The sequence below is a fragment of the Ferdinandcohnia salidurans genome (genome assembly GCF_042680725.1).
Lineage (GTDB): Bacteria > Bacillota > Bacilli > Bacillales > Bacillaceae_L > Ferdinandcohnia > Ferdinandcohnia salidurans.
In genome coordinates this window covers 258,198-279,063 of record NZ_JBHUEK010000018.1, presented here as the reverse complement: position 1 = coordinate 279,063, position 20,866 = coordinate 258,198, and the positions used below count along the sequence as shown (strand labels likewise).

General features: G+C 38.2%; 20 protein-coding genes. 3 read left to right on the top strand and 17 right to left on the bottom strand.

What is annotated here, in order from left to right; translation table 11 throughout:
• Window positions 1-182 precede the first annotated feature (182 nt).
• The 15 genes from ACFSFW_RS12395 to ACFSFW_RS12330 form a co-directional block, all read right to left on the bottom strand.
• A complete protein-coding gene (locus ACFSFW_RS12395; RefSeq protein ID WP_388038683.1) occupies window positions 183-1,757 on the bottom strand; it encodes a benzoate-CoA ligase family protein in 1,575 nt (524 codons plus the stop codon).
• Between the two features lie 158 nt (window positions 1,758-1,915).
• Window positions 1,916-2,710 (bottom strand): enoyl-CoA hydratase/isomerase family protein, encoded by a 795-nt coding sequence (locus ACFSFW_RS12390; protein WP_099364058.1) that lies wholly within the window; start codon window positions 2,708-2,710, stop codon window positions 1,916-1,918.
• A 45-nt stretch (window positions 2,711-2,755) separates the two neighbouring features.
• On the bottom strand, window positions 2,756-4,240 hold the full coding sequence (locus tag ACFSFW_RS12385) for an aldehyde dehydrogenase family protein (protein WP_388038680.1): 1,485 nt from the start codon (window positions 4,238-4,240) through the stop codon (window positions 2,756-2,758).
• A gap of 17 nt (window positions 4,241-4,257) precedes the next feature.
• Window positions 4,258-5,457 carry a thiolase family protein gene (locus tag ACFSFW_RS12380; protein ID WP_388038677.1) on the bottom strand — a complete coding sequence of 400 codons (1,200 nt, stop codon included), beginning with the start codon at window positions 5,455-5,457 and terminating at the stop codon, window positions 4,258-4,260.
• Complete coding sequence (locus ACFSFW_RS12375) at window positions 5,454-6,203, bottom strand: 3-hydroxyacyl-CoA dehydrogenase family protein (RefSeq protein WP_388038674.1); 750 nt, start codon at window positions 6,201-6,203, stop codon at window positions 5,454-5,456. Before ACFSFW_RS12375 ends, ACFSFW_RS12380 begins: the two co-directional genes overlap by 4 nt.
• Window positions 6,193-7,053, bottom strand: a complete 861-nt coding sequence (locus ACFSFW_RS12370) for a 3-hydroxyacyl-CoA dehydrogenase NAD-binding domain-containing protein (protein ID WP_388038671.1) — start codon at window positions 7,051-7,053, stop codon at window positions 6,193-6,195. The genes ACFSFW_RS12375 and ACFSFW_RS12370 overlap by 11 nt, the downstream gene beginning before the upstream one ends.
• Window positions 7,054-7,068: 15 nt before the next feature.
• A complete protein-coding gene (locus ACFSFW_RS24255) occupies window positions 7,069-7,233 on the bottom strand; it encodes a PaaD-like zinc ribbon domain-containing protein (protein ID WP_309101515.1) in 165 nt (54 codons plus the stop codon).
• Window positions 7,223-7,852: a Phenylacetic acid catabolic protein gene (locus ACFSFW_RS12365; protein ID WP_388038668.1), complete on the bottom strand. Its 630-nt coding sequence runs from the start codon at window positions 7,850-7,852 to the stop codon at window positions 7,223-7,225. The genes ACFSFW_RS24255 and ACFSFW_RS12365 overlap by 11 nt, the downstream gene beginning before the upstream one ends.
• A 5-nt stretch (window positions 7,853-7,857) precedes the next feature.
• The gene (locus ACFSFW_RS12360) at window positions 7,858-8,082 is read right to left on the bottom strand and encodes a hypothetical protein (RefSeq protein WP_099352876.1); all 225 of its coding nucleotides are present in this window, start codon (window positions 8,080-8,082) and stop codon (window positions 7,858-7,860) included.
• The gene (locus ACFSFW_RS12355; RefSeq protein ID WP_304218048.1) at window positions 8,079-8,411 is read right to left on the bottom strand and encodes a metal-sulfur cluster assembly factor; all 333 of its coding nucleotides are present in this window, start codon (window positions 8,409-8,411) and stop codon (window positions 8,079-8,081) included. The genes ACFSFW_RS12360 and ACFSFW_RS12355 overlap by 4 nt, the downstream gene beginning before the upstream one ends.
• A 2-nt stretch (window positions 8,412-8,413) precedes the next feature.
• On the bottom strand, window positions 8,414-9,355 hold the full coding sequence (locus tag ACFSFW_RS12350; protein ID WP_388038663.1) for a Phenylacetic acid catabolic protein: 942 nt from the start codon (window positions 9,353-9,355) through the stop codon (window positions 8,414-8,416).
• Between the two features lie 697 nt (window positions 9,356-10,052).
• Entirely contained in the window at window positions 10,053-11,012 is a 960-nt protein-coding gene (locus ACFSFW_RS12345) for an MBL fold metallo-hydrolase (protein ID WP_388038660.1), read from the bottom strand.
• A 12-nt stretch (window positions 11,013-11,024) separates the two neighbouring features.
• Window positions 11,025-11,897: a PaaX family transcriptional regulator gene (locus ACFSFW_RS12340; RefSeq protein ID WP_099364051.1), complete on the bottom strand. Its 873-nt coding sequence runs from the start codon at window positions 11,895-11,897 to the stop codon at window positions 11,025-11,027.
• A 65-nt stretch (window positions 11,898-11,962) separates the two neighbouring features.
• Window positions 11,963-12,412 carry an acyl-CoA thioesterase gene (locus ACFSFW_RS12335; protein ID WP_388038657.1) on the bottom strand — a complete coding sequence of 150 codons (450 nt, stop codon included), beginning with the start codon at window positions 12,410-12,412 and terminating at the stop codon, window positions 11,963-11,965.
• Between the two features lie 131 nt (window positions 12,413-12,543).
• Complete coding sequence (locus tag ACFSFW_RS12330; protein WP_099364049.1) at window positions 12,544-13,341, bottom strand: enoyl-CoA hydratase/isomerase family protein; 798 nt, start codon at window positions 13,339-13,341, stop codon at window positions 12,544-12,546.
• A gap of 276 nt (window positions 13,342-13,617) precedes the next feature.
• Between ACFSFW_RS12330 and ACFSFW_RS12325 the strand changes: the two genes are divergently transcribed.
• On the top strand, window positions 13,618-14,847 hold the full coding sequence (locus ACFSFW_RS12325; RefSeq protein WP_388038654.1) for a benzoate/H(+) symporter BenE family transporter: 1,230 nt from the start codon (window positions 13,618-13,620) through the stop codon (window positions 14,845-14,847).
• 74 nt (window positions 14,848-14,921) lie between these two features.
• The gene (locus tag ACFSFW_RS12320) at window positions 14,922-15,215 is read left to right on the top strand and encodes a hypothetical protein (RefSeq protein WP_304218063.1); all 294 of its coding nucleotides are present in this window, start codon (window positions 14,922-14,924) and stop codon (window positions 15,213-15,215) included.
• Window positions 15,216-15,254: 39 nt separating this feature from the next.
• On the opposite strand, the gene ACFSFW_RS12315 is transcribed toward ACFSFW_RS12320, so the two are convergent.
• The gene (locus ACFSFW_RS12315) at window positions 15,255-17,873 is read right to left on the bottom strand and encodes a putative bifunctional diguanylate cyclase/phosphodiesterase (RefSeq protein ID WP_388038650.1); all 2,619 of its coding nucleotides are present in this window, start codon (window positions 17,871-17,873) and stop codon (window positions 15,255-15,257) included.
• A gap of 272 nt (window positions 17,874-18,145) precedes the next feature.
• Here ACFSFW_RS12315 and ACFSFW_RS12310 point away from each other — a divergent pair, with 272 nt between their 5' ends.
• Window positions 18,146-19,678 carry a glycine betaine uptake BCCT transporter gene (locus tag ACFSFW_RS12310; protein WP_388038647.1) on the top strand — a complete coding sequence of 511 codons (1,533 nt, stop codon included), beginning with the start codon at window positions 18,146-18,148 and terminating at the stop codon, window positions 19,676-19,678.
• Between the two features lie 54 nt (window positions 19,679-19,732).
• On the opposite strand, the gene ACFSFW_RS12305 is transcribed toward ACFSFW_RS12310, so the two are convergent.
• On the bottom strand, window positions 19,733-20,701 hold the full coding sequence (locus ACFSFW_RS12305) for a cation diffusion facilitator family transporter (RefSeq protein ID WP_388038644.1): 969 nt from the start codon (window positions 20,699-20,701) through the stop codon (window positions 19,733-19,735).
• Window positions 20,702-20,866 lie beyond the last annotated feature (165 nt).

Sequence of the window (20,866 nt, the reverse complement as noted above, 5' to 3'; positions counted from 1 at the left end):
AAATGGAGGAGGGTTGGAATAACGGCTTACATTTTCTGCCTTTAATACCAACACGACCTCTATTAAATCAACACATACTGTAAATTAAGCTTTTTTGTTAAATTAAAATAAATACTTTTTTTGTGAAGTTACCTTCTTTTAATTTATTACGTTAATTTTACTTTCGCACCAAAAACCATTGATTATTGTCTTAATTTAAAACGTTGCATCTTCCCAGAAGCCGTTTTTGGGATTTCATCCATAAACTCTATGATTCTAGGATACTTATAAGGGGCTAAGTTTGATTTTACATAAGCTTTTAATTCTGCTTTCAATTCCTCAGATGGGGCAACCCCTTCTTTAAGCACAATACAAGCTTTTGGAAGATCTAGATTATCCTCTGTCTTGACGCCAATTACCGCGACCTCTAGAACAGAATCATGTTTGAGTAGAGTTGATTCTACTTCGATTGGAGAAACCCAGATTCCGCCTACCTTCAGCATGTCATCTGAACGCCCTGAATACCAAAAATAACCCTCTTCATCCTTGTAATATTTATCCCCGGTATACATCCACTCACCTTTGAGTTTTTTCTGATTTTCAGCGATATTTGCCCAATAACCACCCGTTAGGCTTTCCCCTTTAATAACTAAGTCCCCAACTTCATTTGGTTCTACTTCCACGAAATCGTCGTTGACAATTTTCGCCTCATATCCAGGGACAGGCTTCCCTGTGCTTCCAGGACGAATATCTCCAACCCGATTCGAAATAAAAATATGTAGTGCTTCTGTTAATCCAATACCATCCAAAATATCAAGATTAAAGAGTTGCTTCCATTTGTTCACAAATGTATCAGGGAGCGCCTCCCCAGCAGATACACATACTCTCACTGATGATAAGTCAGGAATTTTTCCTGTACGCTCAACATAGTTAATCAAACTACCATAAAGTGTTGGAACACCAAAAAAGATCGTTGGTTTTGTCTTTTCAAGTGTTTCAAACACTTTATCAGGCGTAGGACGATCCTTTAATAAAACAGTTGTAGCTCCAGCTCCTAATGGGAAATACATCCCATTTCCAAGCCCATACGCAAAAAAGAGCTTTGAAGCGGAGAAGGTAACATCATTTTCACTTATCCCCAAAACTTGTTTTCCATACGTGTTATACGCTGCTTCCATGCTTCGTTGATGGTGAATAACACCTTTTGGATTTCCAGTGCTACCAGAACTGTATAGCCAGAATGCAGGGTCATCCTTCACTGATAAAAATGACTCAAGCTCTGTTGAAGCATTACTTATCAGTTCATGGTAATCAATTTCATTTGCTTCTACTGTTGTGTTTTCTGTGACGACGATAACATGCTGAAGGAAGACAAATCGATCTCTATTTGCCTTAATTTTGCTCCAAAGATCCTCGTGAATAACAAGCACTTTCGAACGACTGTGGTTTAATAGATATTCATAATCCCCGGGCTGAAGCATGGTGTTGGATGGGATTGGAAGTGCACCAATTTTTATCGCCCCATAAAAGGAAACAATATTCTCAACAGTGTCATGCATAACCATCAGCATACGGTTTTCATTTTCCACACCCAACCTTTTGAGAGCGTTACCAAATTGGTTCACACGATTAAGAAGTTCTTGATAAGAAACTTGTTCGTCTCCACTTATTATGGCTGTTTTTTCACCTAGTCCGTTTCGTACATTTTCTTCAATAAATCGATCGGCTGCATTGTACTTCGTTGCAATTCCCTTTAAATCCGAAGCTACCTTTATCACACTTTTCCTCCTTACCTATCTTGTAGATAGAAAAAATTTAAGATAGTGGAGGTAATCGTTACCTCCACCTTTTTCGGAGTAATTCATAGTTGATATTTTGACATTGACACTGTGAATATAGTGTTAATAAACCGAAATGAAGAATAATAAATTATTTCTTACTTACCTGACCAGTTTGGTTCACGCTTTTCAATGAATGCACTTAAACCTTCTTGTGCATCTTGAGAACGGAATAAGAGGTTTTGAAGCTCACCCTCATAACGGATTGCTACGTTAAGTGGCATTTCTTTTCCATTCATGATCGATAGCTTAATATTAGAAGTTGCATAAGTTGCGCTGTTTGCGATTTTTTGTGCATATTCTAATGTTTTCGCCCTTGTTTCTTCTTGTGGATATACACGATCTACTAGTTTAATAGCTAATGCTTCTTGTGGTGTTAATGTTTCACCTGTGATATTTAAATCTAGGGCTTTAGAGTGTCCAACTTGACGAGCTAGACGCTGAGTTCCACCTGTACCTGCTAATACGCCAAGAGATACTTCTGGAAGTCCAATCTTACCTGCTTGGTCTCCCATGAAACGTAAGTCACAAGCTAGAGCCATTTCTAGCCCACCACCAACAGTATGACCTTCTAAGCAAGCGATCCAAATTTGTGGTGAACGTGCAATCTTATCTAATGTTTCGTTACAGAATAAGCAGAACTGTGTTTTAAAACGTGGCTCAGCAGATTTTAAGAAATTGATATTCGCTCCTGCTGAGAAGAATTTTGGCATATCACTCATTAGTACAGCTACTTTAATGTCATTATCAAAACGAATGTCATCAATTGCCGCATTTAACTCTTTGTAATACTCAAGGTCATATGAATTTGTTTTATTTACATGAATGTGAACTTCAGCGATTCCATCGACTTTTTTTACAGTAAGGTTTTTTGTTTCTAAATTAATTGACATGTTTACATTCCTCCATTTGTTTTATTGGAAAATTATTTATATATACTATATTCTGAAAATATTTAGTGGACGCTCTCCATTATAGGAGACCACACTCTTTGTTTCTGAATAAAGATCAAGTGTTTCGATACTCAATTCTCTTCCAAAGCCTGATTGCTTATAGCCGCCAAATGGTGTTCCAGGGAAGGCTGAAATTGGACAATTTATCATGACAATACCTGCACGAATGCCTTCTGCAATTCGATGTGCTTTACCGTGATCCTTTGTCCAGACAGCTGAACCAAGTCCAAAAATTGAATCATTTGATTGCTCTAGCACTTCAGCTTCATCTTTAAACTTCATGATAACTACCACTGGACCGAAGACTTCTTCTTGAGCAATTCTCATGTCGTTTGTGACATTTCCGATAACAGTTGGTAAATACCAGTACCCTTTATCAAATTCGCTGCCTTCTGGTCTTTTTCCTCCATAAAGAACTTCTCCGCCCTCTTCAATTGCAAGTTTTACATAGCCGTCTACAACTTCTTCATGGTCTTTGGAAATCAGGGCCCCCATATGTGTTTCCTTATCGAATGGGTCACCAACCTTTAGTTTTTGGGCCTTTTCAATAAATTTTTCGACAAATTCATCATAAATGTTTTCATGTACAAATAGTCTTGAACGGGCCTCACAGGATTGGCCAGTGTTATAGAAGATTCCATAAATAGAACCCGCTACTGCGCCATCAATATCAGCATCATCGAATACGATATTAGGAGATTTTCCACCTAATTCTAAAGTAACACGTTTTAAAGTAGTTGAAGCTTTCGCCATAATGTCTTTCCCGGTTTCTGTTTCACCTGTGAAGGCTACTTTATCGACACCAGGGTGAGTCGTTAAGTAAGGACCAATTACTGAACCACTTCCTGTGATAACATTTACTACGCCTGCTGGAACCCCTGCTTCATGGCAGATATCTGCAAGCATATAAGCAGTAATCGGTGTATGTGAAGCTGGCTTAAGAATCACAGGACAGCCTGCTGCAATGGCAGGTGCAATTTTCCAAGCAGCCATCATTAATGGATAGTTCCATGGAATAATTTGCGCACAAACTCCTACAGGTTCTTTTACGGTGTAGTTAAAAAATCCATTCGGAACTGGGTTCGTACGTCCGCCAAAGGTTGTAATTGCCCCTGCATAGAATTCAAAGTCTTCAATAGCTTGACCAATTTGCCCCTTGGCAGCAGCAACTGTTTTTCCACTATTTAATACTTCTGCTTCAACAAGATCATTGAAACGTTCGCGCATGATTGCTGCGATATTGTTAAGAACTCTTGCTCTTCTTGCTTGAGGTAATTTCGGCCACTTTCCGTTTTCAAACGCGTTTCTTGCTGCGTCCACTGCACGATCCACATCTTCTTTTGTCGCTTTTGCTACTTTTGCGATAACCTCACCAGTTGCGGGGTTATAAGTCTCGAAAAATTCATTATTGCTACTGTTTGAGTATTCTCCATTAATCAATAGTTGGTACGTTTCTTTTAATTCCACCATAGATGTTGTTTCACTCCCTACATTTTCTCTATAATCGTCGCGATTCCTTGACCGACGCCGATGCACATAGTGGCTAAGCCATAACGTACATCACGTTTTTGCATCTCATGAACAAGAGTAGTAACAATACGCGCACCACTGCATCCTAGTGGATGGCCTAAAGCAATTGCACCACCATTGACATTCACTTTATTCATATCTAGTTCGAGTTCTTTAATACATGCAACAGATTGTGCTGCAAATGCTTCATTAATTTCAATCAAATCAAGGTTATCAACAGTTAAACCTGCTCTTTGTAATGCTTTTCTTGTCGCTGGAACCGGGCCAATTCCCATATAGTCCGGATGGACACCACTAACAGCAGATGTCACTACTCTAGCAATCGGCTTTAACCCAAGTCTTTCTGCAAGTTCCTTTTCCATTACGAGGATGGCACTAGATCCATCATTAATACCAGATGAATTTCCAGCAGTAACCGAACCGTCCTTTCGGAAAACAGGCTTAAGTTTAGACAGCGTTTCCAAAGTGGTTCCAGGACGAACATGTTCATCCTCCCTGAAAAGAAGAGGTTCTCCTTTTCTTTGTGGTATTTCAATGGGCACAATCTCATCATTAAATCTTCCACTTTGAATCGCTGCGGCTGCCTTTTGCTGACTTGAAAGGGCAAGATCATCTTGTTCTGCTCTTGAGATTCCATATTTCTCTGCTACATTTTCAGCCGTTTCTCCTAAACTAATTGGAGGATACATTTCATTCATAGCTGGATTCACAAGACGCCATCCTAGCATTGTGTCATGCAAAGTTTGATTCCCCTTTGCACTTGTAACTTGAGGTTTCATCATTACATACGGAGCACGGGTCATACTTTCCGTTCCTCCTGCAATAAAGACATCTCCTAAGCCTGACTTAATCGCAGCGGATGCCTGATTAACTGCCTCTAATCCTGAACCACAAAGTCTATTAACCGTTACTCCTGGAATCGAAATAGGAAGCCCGGCTAATAACAATCCCATTCTTGCAACATTTCGATTATCTTCACCTGCTTGATTCGCACAACCGAATAACACATCTTCAACTAGAGTCGAATCCAGGTCAACGCGAGCCATTAATTGCTTGATTACATGGGCTGCAAGATCATCAGGTCGTACACTCGTAAGCGAACCGTTAAGTTTTCCTATTGGTGTACGAACTGCATCAATTATGACAGCTTCTCTCATACTGAAAGCTCCTTATTTTTGCGGTTTTGATAATGGTAAAAGCATTTATCGGTTTCTCCACCAATCCAACCTGCATACACAAGCTTTCGAATAAGTGGAGCTGGGCGATAACGCTCCTCCCCTAATTCACGATATAATCCACTCAACACTGCAAAGATATCATCTAGCCCAATTTCTCGTGCCCACTCAAGCGGACCCATTGGATAATTTGTGCCTTTTTTCATCGCAACATCAATTGCCTCAGCCTCTGCCGTTTGCTCTGATAATGCATAGGCCGCTTCATTAATAATCATTGATAAAATCCTTGGGAATACAAATCCTACCTCATCCTCAACAACCTCAATATCCTGATTAATGAATGAAAAAGTATCTGTGGCAGCTTGAAGATAACTTGCATCAGCTTGCAATGGCAATGCCACTTCAATTAAGCTGCCCTTTCTAAAATTAGCGAAAGTCCCAAATCCTATTAATCTTTCAGGTTGAAAAAGCCATGAAGCAACCTCAGTCGCTGTCACGCCAAGGGTAGTTGATAAAATCAATGTAGTAGGTGAAACACTTGCCTCAATTTCCCCGATTCTACGTCTCTTTTCTTTCTTATCCAGATTCATCGTTTCAATGACGACATCCACCTGATCATTCAAAGCTTTCGCATCAACCAAATGAACACGTGGGTTGGCTTGAAAAGAGTTGGAGAGTTCTTTTGCAATAAGGTTATCTCCTATGATAGCGACTGTTTTAATTGTCATAATCAAAGAACCCTCCTTTTGTTTTTCTTCCTAAGCTACCTGATTGGACCATCCGCTCTTGGTAGTAATGAGGGCGGAATCTGCTTTCTCCGTGAAATCCTTCATATACAGATTTTGTCGTCGCAAAATTGATATCGATTCCGATGAGGTCCTGCAATTCAAATGGCCCCATCTTAAAATTGCCGGCATTCTTCATAATTCGGTCGATTTGACTTGGCGTAGCAATCTTATCATTCATAATTCGCAATGCTTCATTATAAAATGGTCGTGCCACTCGATTCACAATAAAACCTGGGGTATCCTTACACATCACAGGACTTTTATTAATGGTTTGGGCAAATTGCACAAGAGTTTCAACAGTTGAGGAAGCTGTTTTTAACCCTTTCACTACTTCAACAAGCGGCATGATTGGTGCCGGATTGAAAAAGTGCAAGCCTGCGATTCGTTCTGGATTTGCGCTTTGACCTGAAATTTCTGTAATCGAAAGTGAGGAAGTATTCGACGCCAATATCGAATCTTTCGAACAGATGTCTTCCAGTTGTGAAAAGATGGACCGTTTAATTTCCAACCTTTCTGGCGCTGCCTCAATGACCAATTGGCAATCGGCAAATGAGTTCATATCCGTTGTAATCCCTAAGTTCTCTTTTGCTTGTTCTGATGTGGCATGGGTAATTTTTTCTTTGACTACTAATCTATTTAACTTTGATTCTATTGCCTCTTTCGCACGTGTTACAGTTGCTTCATCGATATCAAAAAGAATGACAGGGTATCCGTTTAGGACGAGTAATTGAGCAATCCCTGCCCCCATTGTTCCGGAACCTATTACACCTACTGTTTTTATTTGCTGCATAATATTCGATCCTTTCTACTTAGCCGCGTCTTCCTTTTGCCATCGAATGTATTCGAATACACTTTTACACTCATTACAATAGTATTGTCGAACTAATTGGGCTGTACCAAAGGATGAAATCTTCTTTACATCTTCAGATGAGCAAAATGAACATTGAGCGTTCTCTTTTTTAGCCGACATGTTGCTTTGCCACATCCTTTAAGACTTCCCCGAGCGTTGCATCGAATTGCTCTACCAATCTAGCATCCTTTGGAATGATATTTTCAGTGACGAAATACATATCATTTTCTACTTTAATTAACCATTCCTTCGCTTCTTGCGCTGTTTTTGTAATAGCCTCTTTCGTTCTTCTCGGGATTGACCCTTTATCGAGTAGAAGCTGCTCACACCAGCTCTGTGAATAAATGAGATGTTCTTGCTGCTCCTTTAGCATTTTGGTAAAAGGAGGATTCACATTTGGATTATTCGCTTCAATCATGGCTTTCATAACGAGGTCAACTGCTACGTTTGTTACGTAAATTCCAGCGATAAGTTCAATCCAATTCCCAATTTCAACATTCTGTTGAAATGCTTTTCCGGTTTGATGTTTTACTTCCGACTTAACACCTGATAAATCTGCCACCCAGCGATAAAGCAGTCTTGAATGTCCTAGTTCCTGCTGTGCCATTGCAATCGATGAAAGCGTTCCTTCTAAAGTTGGTCCGCTGATACCAATTTCAACTAATCGGTCACCTAAAATAAATTTATTATCAGCAATTGTTTCACCAAGTTCTACTAACGAAATATGTTCCTTAGACATCAGTCTCACTCCTTTGCGAATAATGGTTCTGGGCTTCGAACACAAACAAGAGCTTCTTTTTTAACAACATACATTTCTACCCAGTCTTCTTCGTCATAAATATGTTGTGCATAAATCTTTGCTAAATCATCATTAACTGCCTTGAATGTTCCCACATGAATAAGTTCATCTCCACGATTGATTCGAGTGAGAAGAAGGTAATCATGTTTTTTTGCAACGTCTACTGTCATGAACTTACCCCCCAGTGCTTTAATTTTTTCTTTCCTTCTTCGCTTAGGTTAGCTGTTGTCCAAGGTGGATCCCAAACAACCTGAATCTTAACTTCATCCACCTCTTCTTCTTTCAATAAACGTTCTTTGATATCGTTTTCAATCCACTGCATACAAGCGCAACCAGTGGAGGTGTATGTCATTTCAACTTCTAATTCACTTTCGTTTTGGGTAATATTATAAATTAGCCCCATATCCACAACACTGATTGGAAACTCAGGATCCATTACTTCTTTAAGAGCATCCCAATACTTTGTTGTTGTTTGTTCTTTTTGGATAATTCCACTCATGTTTATGCCTCCTCTGCTCTCATTGCTTCTAACTCCCAAACTCCCTTTTGGATGCGAGTAACAAATTCTTGGTTCTGAGGACCTCTTTGCTTAAAGCGCTCGATTGCACCTTCCCATGTATCCGGTTGGTCTGTTAACCATTTCTTATTTTCTGCATCAAATTTACAAGGGAATGGTACTTCAATAACATATTTTCCTTGGTCTTCATCGTAATGAGCTGGAACTTTCACACCGATTGACTCACAGAACGGAACAGCCGTTGATAACCATTTTTGTCTTAGTTCATCATTGGTTCGCCCTTTTAATCGATAATCCAATTGCGCCGAACGGCTCTTAAGATTATCTGCAACACCGAAGAACTCGAGTGCCATTAAGAACATCCAATCCACCGCTTCTTGTACTTGTTTTGCCGTTTCTTGATTCTTCATCGCATTTTTCATAATGATTTCACCATTACGAAGGTGGAATAATTCCTCTTTATCAACCTTTACAAGTGCACGCTTCCAAGGTCCATAGGAAGTGTGTTCGTATGCATCACCTAACAGCGTATATCCTGAACGATCAAATAGTCCGTTAAAGACGCCTAATTCAACCCAGTTGTCTAATTTAAAATCAAACGCGTACGGATTTTTCCATCGGTTGGCTGGTCGACGGTAGAGCATTTCATCAATATCTTCACCAAGGTCTTCCAGCAAACGGTAAGCGATATGAGCATGACCGATTTCATCTTGCATAACTGCTAGAGCGGTAATTTTATAGTTTAAGTTTGGGGCTTGATCGTAGACTGTTAATAATGGTGGGACACTAAGAAGTTCTGTATCTCCTACAATCGCGAGTGTTTGTTTTAGCGCTTTCAAATATTCGTCATTCATATCCTCCATGCGCTCAACAATAAATCCATTTTGAACCTTTTCAAGTAATACCTCAGCCTCTTTTATACTCATCAATGAACACCTCTTTGTATTACGTTTTTTTAACTATCGTTTATAATATGTAATATAGAATATTTTAAATTGTTTGTCAACATTTTTATAATGTTTTTTAGACGTTAAATTTAAATTCGTAATAGATGATGATGTGGATTGTTGTATTTTATGCTCGGGGGTTGGTGCGATAGTAGTGGGTTGTTCTGGGGATGAAGGGGATTTGGGGCTTGGGATTGCGATGGTTTCCTCTTCATTTGGGTTATGAAGGGGATTGGGCATGGGAAGTTACCGGGGTTTCCTCTTCATTGGGGTTATGAAGAGGATTTGGGGCTGAAGGTCGCTGGGGTTTCCTCTTCATACAGGATATGAAAGGGATTTGATGTGGATTATCGAATCGCTTTCCTCTTCATCAAGTCTATGAAGAGGATTTCGTACGTGGATCACCTGCGTTTTCCCCTTCATCGGCGGGGTGAAGGACTTTACTTGCATACACTGGCTCAGTATGGGCCTTCATCAAAGCTATGAAGGACTTTACTTGCACGCACTCACCCCGCACAGTCCTTCATCACGGTTATGAAGGACTTTCTGAACGAGTAACCTTGCCGTTCAGGTCTTCACTCAAAATTCTATCCAAAACAAAAACCCAAGATTGCTATTTTACTAACAATCTTGGGTTTCCTACCTAATCTATATTTGATATTTTACTAGTATTGTTTCAACTTTGAACATAAATTATAGGATCTTGCTTAATTTTCGCAACTCGGCCTTCGCGTTCTAGATAGTTTAAGTGCGCAATTGTTTCTGCAATTGCAAAACGCCATTGGTGAGGGTTGAGTTCTCTGTGGGAGAACAAAACCTTGGCAATCTCATATGTCGTTTTATTGTCGGCCAAACTTTCAATATAATCGAGACGCTCTTCGTGATGTTGGATGAGCTCGTCAATTCTTTCAGTTACGTTTAGAACCGGTGAATGATGGGCAGAGTATATTTTTTTTATCGGATATTTCCTAACTTTACGTAATGAATCAATATATTCATGTAATGGATGCTGGCTAGCACCGGGCCATACACTAATATTTGGTGTGATTCTTTCGAGAATATGATCGCCGCCAATTAAGACACCTTCTTTTTCATGAAAAAAACAAACATGACCCTCACTATGTCCAGGCGTGTGGATCACAGACCATTGTTGATCACCAAATTCAATTGTAACTCCAATCGGTTTTACAACAGGTAGTGGGAGAACATTCTTATGTAATTTATCCATATGGTCAGCGATTCCATCAGCTAAATCTTCAGGAACTCCATGCTGCAAAACCATTTCTTTCATTCTTGCAACTTGTTCGCTACCGTCACCCCATACACGCTCAATCATAGCTGCATCCACTTCATTCATAAAAAGATCAGCACCGGTTTGTTCTTGCATCCAGCCGGAAAGACCAGAGTGATCTGGATGGAAGTGTGTTAGAAAAATTGTATGAACATCACCAAAAGTAATTCCTAAGTGATCAAAAACCTCTTGCCAAGCATCTCGTGCAGCAGAGTAATTTAACCCTACATCAATCAGACAATAGCCATCATTTTGTTTAAAAAGATAACAGTAAACATACTTCATCGGAAACGGAACTGGAATCCCAATCCGATAGCCGCCAAATTCAATTTTTTCAATATTCATGGCTCACCCCTGTTAAATGTAGATTTCTCCAAAAGGATTAATTGCTTTATCGCGTTCAATATGGATTTCACGATCTGGAGCTCCCTCAAAGACAGACTCAAAATAACGGATTGATGGAATAGATAAAAGCTGATGTATATTCCAGAATAACTCTCGAGCCTTTATGCCAATCCATCCTTCTGGTAGTAAATCTCTTGGGAAACCTGGATCCTGGAAGAGGAATTTCCGATACTCATGCACCAACACCGTTTTCTCAATAAAACATTCCTCATCCTTTAAAGTGTTGTTTAATGCCTTTTCACGAAGTTCCTCAAATTTAGGTGTAAACTTATCAATAAAAGTTTGATATTCATCTTTCACCAAATTTAAATCCCAACCGATATCGATGATACTTTGGTTATCATGGGAAACAATTGAGGATGACGTAAATAAAAACACATATTCCTCAATTCCGTTTGCCTTAATCATTTCTGTCACTTGGTCCTCAACTGGATTAGGCGTCACCAATGTACTATTCGTAAGGTTGCCAAATCCGGTCCAAATCAGTTCTTTGCGAATTTTATTTCGAATCTCTCGCTTTTCCTCAGGAAACGAATATGTAAGTATTCTCCACTGCTGATCCCAAATGTGGTTTTGAGTGGCATATACCCTATTTACCCCCTCATCAACTCGACCTTTTGATGTTGCGGAATAATAGCTTTTCTTTCCTACTTTTCGTACTTCCAGTAAATTATTTTGGACCATCCGAAATAACGCGCCTCTTACAGACGATTCGGAGATCCCAAACTGTTTCATTAATTCAATTAAGCTACCTACCCAAATTTCTCCTCCATAATATTTAATATATTCACCATATAATGTAAACATTAAGGACCTTGGTTTCATCGAACGTCACCACTCTTATTATTATTTTTCAATATTTTTACTTTCATTATAGAGGATTTTGGAGATTATGCATTAAAAAGTGGTCTTTTTCCTGATTCATTTGTGTGGAGGCCTTCTTTAAGAATGGCTAATACGTCATCTGGTATTGGAACCGCTTTAATTTCAGTAGGCGTTTGTTTTACCCACCCTCTAATTTCATATCCATGTCCAGTACGTGTTTCCCCTCTATATACCTCATGCCGTAGCTTGATTGTCTTTGTTTTAATCTCTTCAACCTGCGTTTTAATGGTAATAATATCATCATATAATAATGTTTTTTCAAAGCTACATCTTGCATCAAGCATTGGCAGGATAATTTGACGTTCTTCTTCTAAAGTGTTTGGTGACAAGCCACAGCTTCTAAAAAATTGGTGACCCGCGATGTCAAACCATTTAAAGTAATTTGGGTAGTATACAATACCCGCTTTATCTGTGTCTCCCCAGTTAACAATAACTTGAAATTCATTCGATCTCACATTTCATCCCCCTAGTGTTAAAAAAGGCTCGCGAAGGTCGCCGAGCCTTAAAGGTAATTAATTTGAAGTTAGTAGGCTATTTTAAAAGAGCGATACCGGAATTTCCGGCATCGCTATGGATTCAGTTGATCTTATTTTCCACTCCAGTTCGCTTCACGCTTTTCGATGAACGCACTTAAGCCTTCCTGAGCATCTTGTGAACGGAATAATAAGTTTTGAAGCTCACCTTCATAGCGGATGGCTACGTTAAGTGGCATTTCTTTTCCATTCATGATTGATAGCTTAATGTTAGAAGTTGCATAACTTGCGCTGTTCGCGATCTTTTCTGCATATTCTAACGTTTTCGCTCTTGTTTCTTCTTGTGGAAACACACGATCTACTAATTTAATATCTAGTGCTTCTTGTGGTGTTAACGTTTCACCTGTGATATTCAGGTCAAGAGCTTTAGAGTGTCCAACTTGACGAGCTAGACGCTGAGTTCCACCTGTACCTGCTAATACACCTAGAGAAACTTCTGGTAGTCCAATTTTACCTGCTTGATCTCCCATGAAACGAAGGTCACAAGCTAGAGCCATTTCTAAACCACCACCAACTGTGTGGCCCTCTAAACAAGCAATCCAGATTTGCGGAGAGCGTGCAATTTTATCTAATGTTTCGTTACAGAATAAGCAGAACTGTGTTTTAAAACGTGGTTCAGCTGATTTTAAGAAATTAATGTTAGCTCCTGCTGAGAAGAATTTTGGCATATCACTCATTAGTACAGCTACTTTAATGTCATTGTCAAAACGGATGTCATCAATCGCAGCATTTAATTCTTTGTAATAGTCGAGGTCATAAGAGTTTGTTTTGTTTACATGAATGTGAACTTCAGCGATCCCATTAGCTTTCTTTACTGTTAATGTTTTTGTTTCATTTACTGTAGTTGTCATTCTTCATTACCTCCCAGAATTATGTATTACGTTTTTTAATCTTTCGTAATTAATTTAAAATATACTGAATCTTTTTTAAATTATCAAACCTGTAAATCACGCATTTTCGCGGGAAAATAATACCTTTTCTCTTAAATACTCTTCCATTCTATTTTTTTGAAGGTTTTTAAAACGTTCGTAAAAAATACGTAATTTTTATTTCAGATTGTGGTATTATGGTACTAAATACATAAGCTCTATTAGAAACGTGGATATCTTAAAATTAAGGAGGTTAAAATGAAAGGCAATAGTAGAGTCAAGGATCTATACGGTAATCTAAACATTAATACGATTAGTTCAGGGGTTGTTGCAGCTATTTTCGGGTGTACAGGTCCTGCACTGATTATTATTGGAGGTGCATCAAGCGGTGGTTTAACCCACGAACAAACGATCAGCTGGTTATTTGCCGTTTATTTTTTCGGAGGTTTATTGGGACTATTTTTATCTCTAAAATATAAACAACCGATTGCAGGAGCATATTCAATTGCAGGGGCTGTGCTAGTGGCAGGTGCTTTGACGCATTTTTCATTACAAGAAGCAATTGGCGCCTATCTTGTAGCAAACCTCATTGTTCTTATACTAGGTGTAACAGGATTAATCGATAAAGTGATGAATTGGATACCTGTTCCGATCGTTATGGGAATGATTGTTGGTGTCATGATGCGATTTGCGATCGAGATGATTTCTTCTGTTGAAGTGTCCCCTCTGTTAGCAGGTTCGGCCATCTTAGTCTATTTGTTATCCTCACGATACATCAAAAAAATACCGCCTGTTTTATCAGCATTAGTCGTCTCGGTACTCCTTGCCGTTGTCATGAATGAGTTTAATTTTTCAAATGTACAAAGTTCGTTTGTGCTTCCTCAACTAGAACTTCCAACCTTTAGTTTTAACGCCATTATTTCTCTTTCTATCCCCCTTGCAATCTTGATTATTTGTACAGAGAATGCACAAACAACCGGAATCCTAATGGCAAAGGGATACAAACCTCCAATTAGTGCGATGGCTATCTTTGGGGCAATTTTTGGTTTTATTGCCTCTTTTTTCGGAGCTCACGCTATCAACACTGCGGGGCCAATGACTGCGATTTGTGCATCTGACGAATCGGGTAAAAAAGAAGGCCGATATGCTGCTTCTGCATCAAATGGAGTTTTATTTGCAAGCTTCGGTGTGTTTGCAGCGTTTGTTGTTCCTTTTGTAATTGCGATGCCAGGTGTAATTGTGAGTACCATTGCCGGCTTAGCGATGATAGGAGTACTCTTATCGTCTCTTAAGATTGCTTTTTCCGATACAAAATTTCAAATGGGGGCCTTTTTTGCATTCATTATTGGAATGTCTGGAGTGAATTTCTTTCATATCGGTGCGCCATTATGGGCGATTGTAGGTAGTGTTCTTGTCTCCCTTTTAATCGAAAAAAATGACTTTGAAAGAAACATAAAAGTAGAAAAAAATCTCAAGCATGGTGCATAGCTATCATGATGGATGTGTTGTAAATAGATGGACATACTAATCACATCCGAAAATCTCATGAGAGGTGAATCAACATGAACATTGATATAACATCTATTTATGACAACATGCCAGATTTTTCGAATCATATGGAAGCTAGAGAGTGGTTTAAAAATGAGTTTAAGGACAGATTTTTCTTAAGGACACATAGTGATAGCGACGGAAAGATGACGTATTTCTATCACATTGTCAAGGATCCAGAAACGTATCAAAGATATATGGAAAGCTTTGCAAGTAATGAGCAACGTGAAATCACGGATATGTCAACATTCGAAAGCTATACAACCGTTGAAATTACAGAAGACGGGGATGTAAATATTACACTATAAGAAAAAAGGAGGTTTCCAGATACGGAACCTCCTTTCTCTTTATTCAACTTCTCCTATGACAGCCTCTTTAAATTTTATTGATTTTTTATTATGGATAAATTCAACCATATCCACTTTATTGATTGGTCGACTGAATAAATAGCCTTGTATCTCGTCACAGCCCATGTTTACAAGGATTTCACATTCTTCCCAAGTTTCTACACCCTCTGCCACCACGTTCAACTGGAGTCCATGTGCAATATCAAAAATCGATTTTACTAATAACGCTTTTTTCTCATCTTTATCGATATTATGGATAAATTGTCTGTCGATTTTAATTTCGTCAATTGGAAGTTTCAATAATTGATAAAGAGAGGAATATCCCTTTCCAAAATCATCAATAGATATTTGGACACCTAGCTCTTTCAGTTTATGAATCCGATCCGCGACATGCTGTTGATCCTTAATAAACACACTTTCTGTAATTTCAAGCTTTAAATATTTCGGCTCTAATCCCGAATCATGTAATGCCTTTTGAACCATTGAAACAAGATAATCTTGTTGAAAATGCTTGGCCGATAGGTTTACAGAAATCGGAACATGTAGAAGGTTTTCAAGTTGCCATTGTTTGTTTTGTCTACAAGCCTGGACGAGAGACCACTCATCTATCTTTGAAATGAGGCCGATTTCCTCAGCTACATCAATAAAGACTCCAGGAGAGACCATCCCTAATATGGGATCATTCCAACGAATCAAGGCTTCAATACTTGTAATTTTACCAGCCATCGTTTTCGGCTGATAATATTGTTCAAACCGATCTTTATCCACTGCTGTACGCAGAGCATTTTCAATTTCTAATCGCTCTTGAAATTTATTTTTCATAGATTCATTGAAAAACTGAACAGTATTGCCACCTTTCTCCTTCGAGATGTACATCGCAATGTCTGCATATTTTACTAATGTATCTAAATCTTCACCATCTTGTGGGAACACGCTGACCCCAATACTTGCCGTTATATAGTGATTTTGACCGGATATTGTATAATAGGATGAAAACTCTTTAACAATCATGTCTAGTGTTTTATGTATCTCATCCCTGTTATCAACAGAATGGACAACAACAAACTCGTCCCCTCCAAGTCTGAAAACCTGTCTGGTGTCCTCTTGTAACTTCTTAAGCTTATTACCAGTCGCTTTTAGAAGTGTATCCCCTGCATCATGACCTAATGTATCATTGATTTGTTTAAACTGATTAAGGTCGATAAAAATGATCGCAATCTTTTGGTCATGGTTATTTCGAATCAACTCACGTACATATTTTTGGAAGAAATAACGATTGGGTAAGTATGTCAAACTATCGTAAAATGCAAGTTTATGAAGCTTGTCCTCGGATTCCTTTAATCTTGAAGTTTGTTCTCTTAGAATCCGGTTCATCTCGATACTCTCCTGAAATAACTCCTTGAGCTTATCTGCCATCTTCTTTAAATTTTTACTCAAAATGCGAAGTTCTGATATTGTACCTTGTGGCCATTCAATATTTTCTAAAGAACGGAGCTTTTGTGGTAATCCTGTTGTAATGGTTGTCAGTTGCCTTAGGTTATTCGTGAGCATTCTACTGACCGCCATGACAAATAAAATGGCTGAAACAGCTAGAATTAGTAAATACTTTAGCTGATCGAGTGAAATATTAAAAATTTGCTGTTGATACCCAGCGATTGGGTATTGCAACATAATTCGGTAGGAACCTGTATCCCTTGTATAAAAATAAAAAGCATTGTCCCATCTCTTAATTGGCTGCATATCATCGTTAGCAACCGGTAAAGCCTCAAAAACATTAGGGGAAATCTCCCGAATCTCATACTTGTTCGGATTAAAATCCATCAAGGCTGTCGTTGAAATGACATGATTTTTATTGTCAAATAAAATAATATCGATGTCTTCGTTCTTATTCCGCCATATAATTTCTTCAATTTGATTGACGTCGCCACTCCCGTTTAGTTGAATCAGGTCATTTTCAATGCGATTTACTCTCGTTTCACTATTTTGAACTAAGTCCTTTTTAATGACTTCAAATGTGTTCATCGTATTTGTAAATACACTAATAAAAAACGGAACCAGAATGGTTAGAATCGTAATTTGCGATAAAAACTGGTGCACCGATACATTATTTTTACTGATTCGATTGTTTTTAACAAACTTGTAGAATGGGAAATATGCCAGTAGCATATCTGCTACTAATACATTGAAAAGTCCATTTGCAACATCTTTACAGATTTGAAAATAGAGCGCACTTCCTGACAGTGATTCTCGACAGAATAAAAAGAGTAGTGCTATTCCAATAAAAATCCAGAAAAAAAAGTCTACGAAAAACATTTTTGCTTTTCGCCCTCGTAAGAAAAAAGCTCCAACAAAGACGACTTCAACAAGCATGATAATTGCATAATAAGGACTGTTTGAAAAGAATAAGGCAATAAAGAAAGTAATTAGACCAGTTACAATTGCGGTGGTATACCCAAAAATACGGAGTATTAAGAACATCGAAATACTCGCAAATGTAAAAGAAATTCCATATAACAGCGTTAATTTGAATTGAGAGGCTAATAATACGAATCCTACCAGGGTTACTAATAGGATTACATCAGTATTTATTTTGCCTTTTATCTGCGAAAATCCTATCATAAAGTCTCCCCTGATATTTATATATATGTAAATCGATATTTTCACTATGGATATGTTAATAATATCATAAATTCTACATCTTTTTTTCTGTTTTTGCTTAACCAAATCATACCGTTTTAGCTATATCGAACACTCTACTTCCTTTTCCCTATAGACAATAATAAGTTAGGGTTATTGGCAAAAAGTGATAAATTCTGCTAACCTAATATTGGCAAACTTTTATGGGAAAACTATTTGTACATAAAAGTTAATGTAAAAGAAAGGGTTTTATGATGAAGCAAATATCAAACGTTTTTTGGATTTCGGTTGCTATCGTTCTTGCAGCTGTCATATTTGGTGTTGCAGCACCAAAAAGTTTCGAAGAAGTAACAGGTAATATTCAATCATTTATTACATCAGCCTTTGGATGGTATTACCTAATTTTAGTTACAATCATTGTGATATTCTGCATTTTCCTTATTTTTAGCCCGGTTGGGGCGATTCGATTAGGAAAACCTGATGAAAAACCTGAGTACTCAAATATATCGTGGTTTGCGATGTTATTTAGTGCAGGGATGGGGATTGGACTTGTCTTCTGGGGGGCTGCAGAACCACTATCCCATTATATGTCGCCACCTTTAGCAGAGGGTGCTACTAATGCTTCCCAAAAGGAAGCCATGCGCTATACATTTTTCCATTGGGGGATTCATGCATGGGGGATATATGCGCTCGTTGCACTTGCCTTAGCCTATTTTAACTTTCGAAAAGGTGAACCAGGTTTAATTTCCGCTACATTAAAGCCTGTTTTGGGCAAAAAAGCAATGGAAGGAAAACTAGGTACCTTGGTTGATGTACTAGCCGTATTTGCAACGGTTGTAGGTGTTGCAACAACACTAGGGTTTGGTGCGGCACAAATTAATGGAGGTTTAGCCTATTTACTTGATATACCGATTAGTTTCTTCATTCAACTAATCATTATTGCTATTGTTACCGTCTTATTTATGATTTCCGCATGGTCCGGATTAAGTAAAGGGATAAAATATTTAAGTAATGCAAATATGATTTTAGCACTTGCCCTACTGATATTAATGTTCGTAGCAGGTCCTACAGTTCTAATTCTTGATATGTTTACAGATACACTTGGTGGATATATACAAAATATTGTACAGATGAGTTTTAGAATTGCTCCACTTAATGAAGAACACCGTTCTTGGATTAACGGTTGGACTATTTTCTACTGGGCTTGGTGGATTTCATGGTCACCATTTGTAGGTATTTTTATTGCACGTGTATCCAGAGGAAGAACGATTCGTCAATTTATTATCGGTGTATTATTGCTTCCTGCACTAGTAAGCTTTATCTGGTTTTCAGTATTTGGTACTTCCGCAATAGAAGTACAAAAGCAAGGAAATGTAGATCTATCACAATTTGCTACAGAAGAAGTTCTATTTGCTATCTTTAATGAATCTTCCTTAGCAGTTGTTTTATCGGTGGTTGCCATTACACTGGTTGCTACATTCTTTATTACATCTGCGGACTCAGCTACATTTGTACTTGGCATGCAAACCACCTATGGTTCACTTACCCCATCAAACTCTGTAAAACTAACGTGGGGAATTCTACAATCAACAGTTGCAGCCATTTTATTATATAGCGGTGGTCTACAGGCATTACAAAATGCCCTCATCGCAGCAGCTTTTCCGTTTTCAATTATAATGGTGCTGATGATGATTTCACTCTATCGTTCACTAACCAAAGAGAAAAAAGAACTTGGTTTATATTTGAAACCAAAACCAAAGAAAAAATCTACTGCTCCTCAACAGTAAAAGCAAAAAACCGGCATATGCCGGTTTTTTTGCTTCGTGAAATCTTTTCAGAATCTACTTAGTAGCTAACCCTTGCGACCATGATTTAACTCCATCATCTTCTACAAATTCAATGATGACATCAGTCACACCATTCATTGCTTGGATTTTTTCCTCAATGCGTTCTTTTATTTTAATCGCATCTTGAACAGTTATACTACAGTCAATTTCCAGCTTCATTTCGATATGGAAATCTTCTCCTTCTTTCATTGCAAACAATGCGTTAATATCTTTTATTTCTGGATTTGCATAAATGAGCTCAGCAATTTTGTTTTCTAGTTCTTCATCCGCTTCACCAAGTACTCCTTTGGCATTATCCAAGAATACTCTACCCACTACGTAAAACATCATCAATCCAATTATGATTGATGCAATTCCTTCAGCAGCATGCCAACCTCCATAATAGGAGAGTAATATTCCAATGATTGCAATGACTCCACCAAGGGTTGCAACCAAATCTTCCATGAATACAAGTTTTGTTGCAGGTGTGGCTCTTCCTAAATGACTAAAGCTTTTACCGATTGCACCGAATCCTTTAGCTTCCACCTGTGCTTCATGAAGGACTTCTTTCATTGCCTTAAAAAGAACATAACACTCCAAAATGACAGCTAAGCCTAAAACAGAAAGATTAATGGCAATCCCACTTGATTCTGTTGGGTGCTTAATATGATGATATCCCTCTTTTATTGTTTCATAACTCATAATTCCAACGATAATAACCGCACCGAGTAAAACCAAGTTTACAAGTCGTCCAAACCCGTTCGGATATTTTTCAGAAGGCCTTTTTTTACTTAATGCACTTCCGATGAACACGAAAAATTGATTAGCTGCATCGCCTAAAGAATGCATCGTTTCAGCAAACATCGCAACATTACCCGTGAAGAAGTACGCGACTCCTTTAATAATCGCAATAATGGTATTTACAATTGAAGCAATTAAAGATGACTTATTTCCATTCTTTAATAAACCTTGTTTTTTTGACATAGAGACCTCCAAAGGATGATTCGTTTGGTAATACTTGTAGTATTTATTACTTTTGAAAAATTTATCAGAAGAATTGAGGTAAAAAAGTGGCTGTATTTTTGGTTCGTTGCATTTTTAGTGAGAAATCGGACAAACCCTAGTTCAGAGCATATTAAAAGCCTTCCG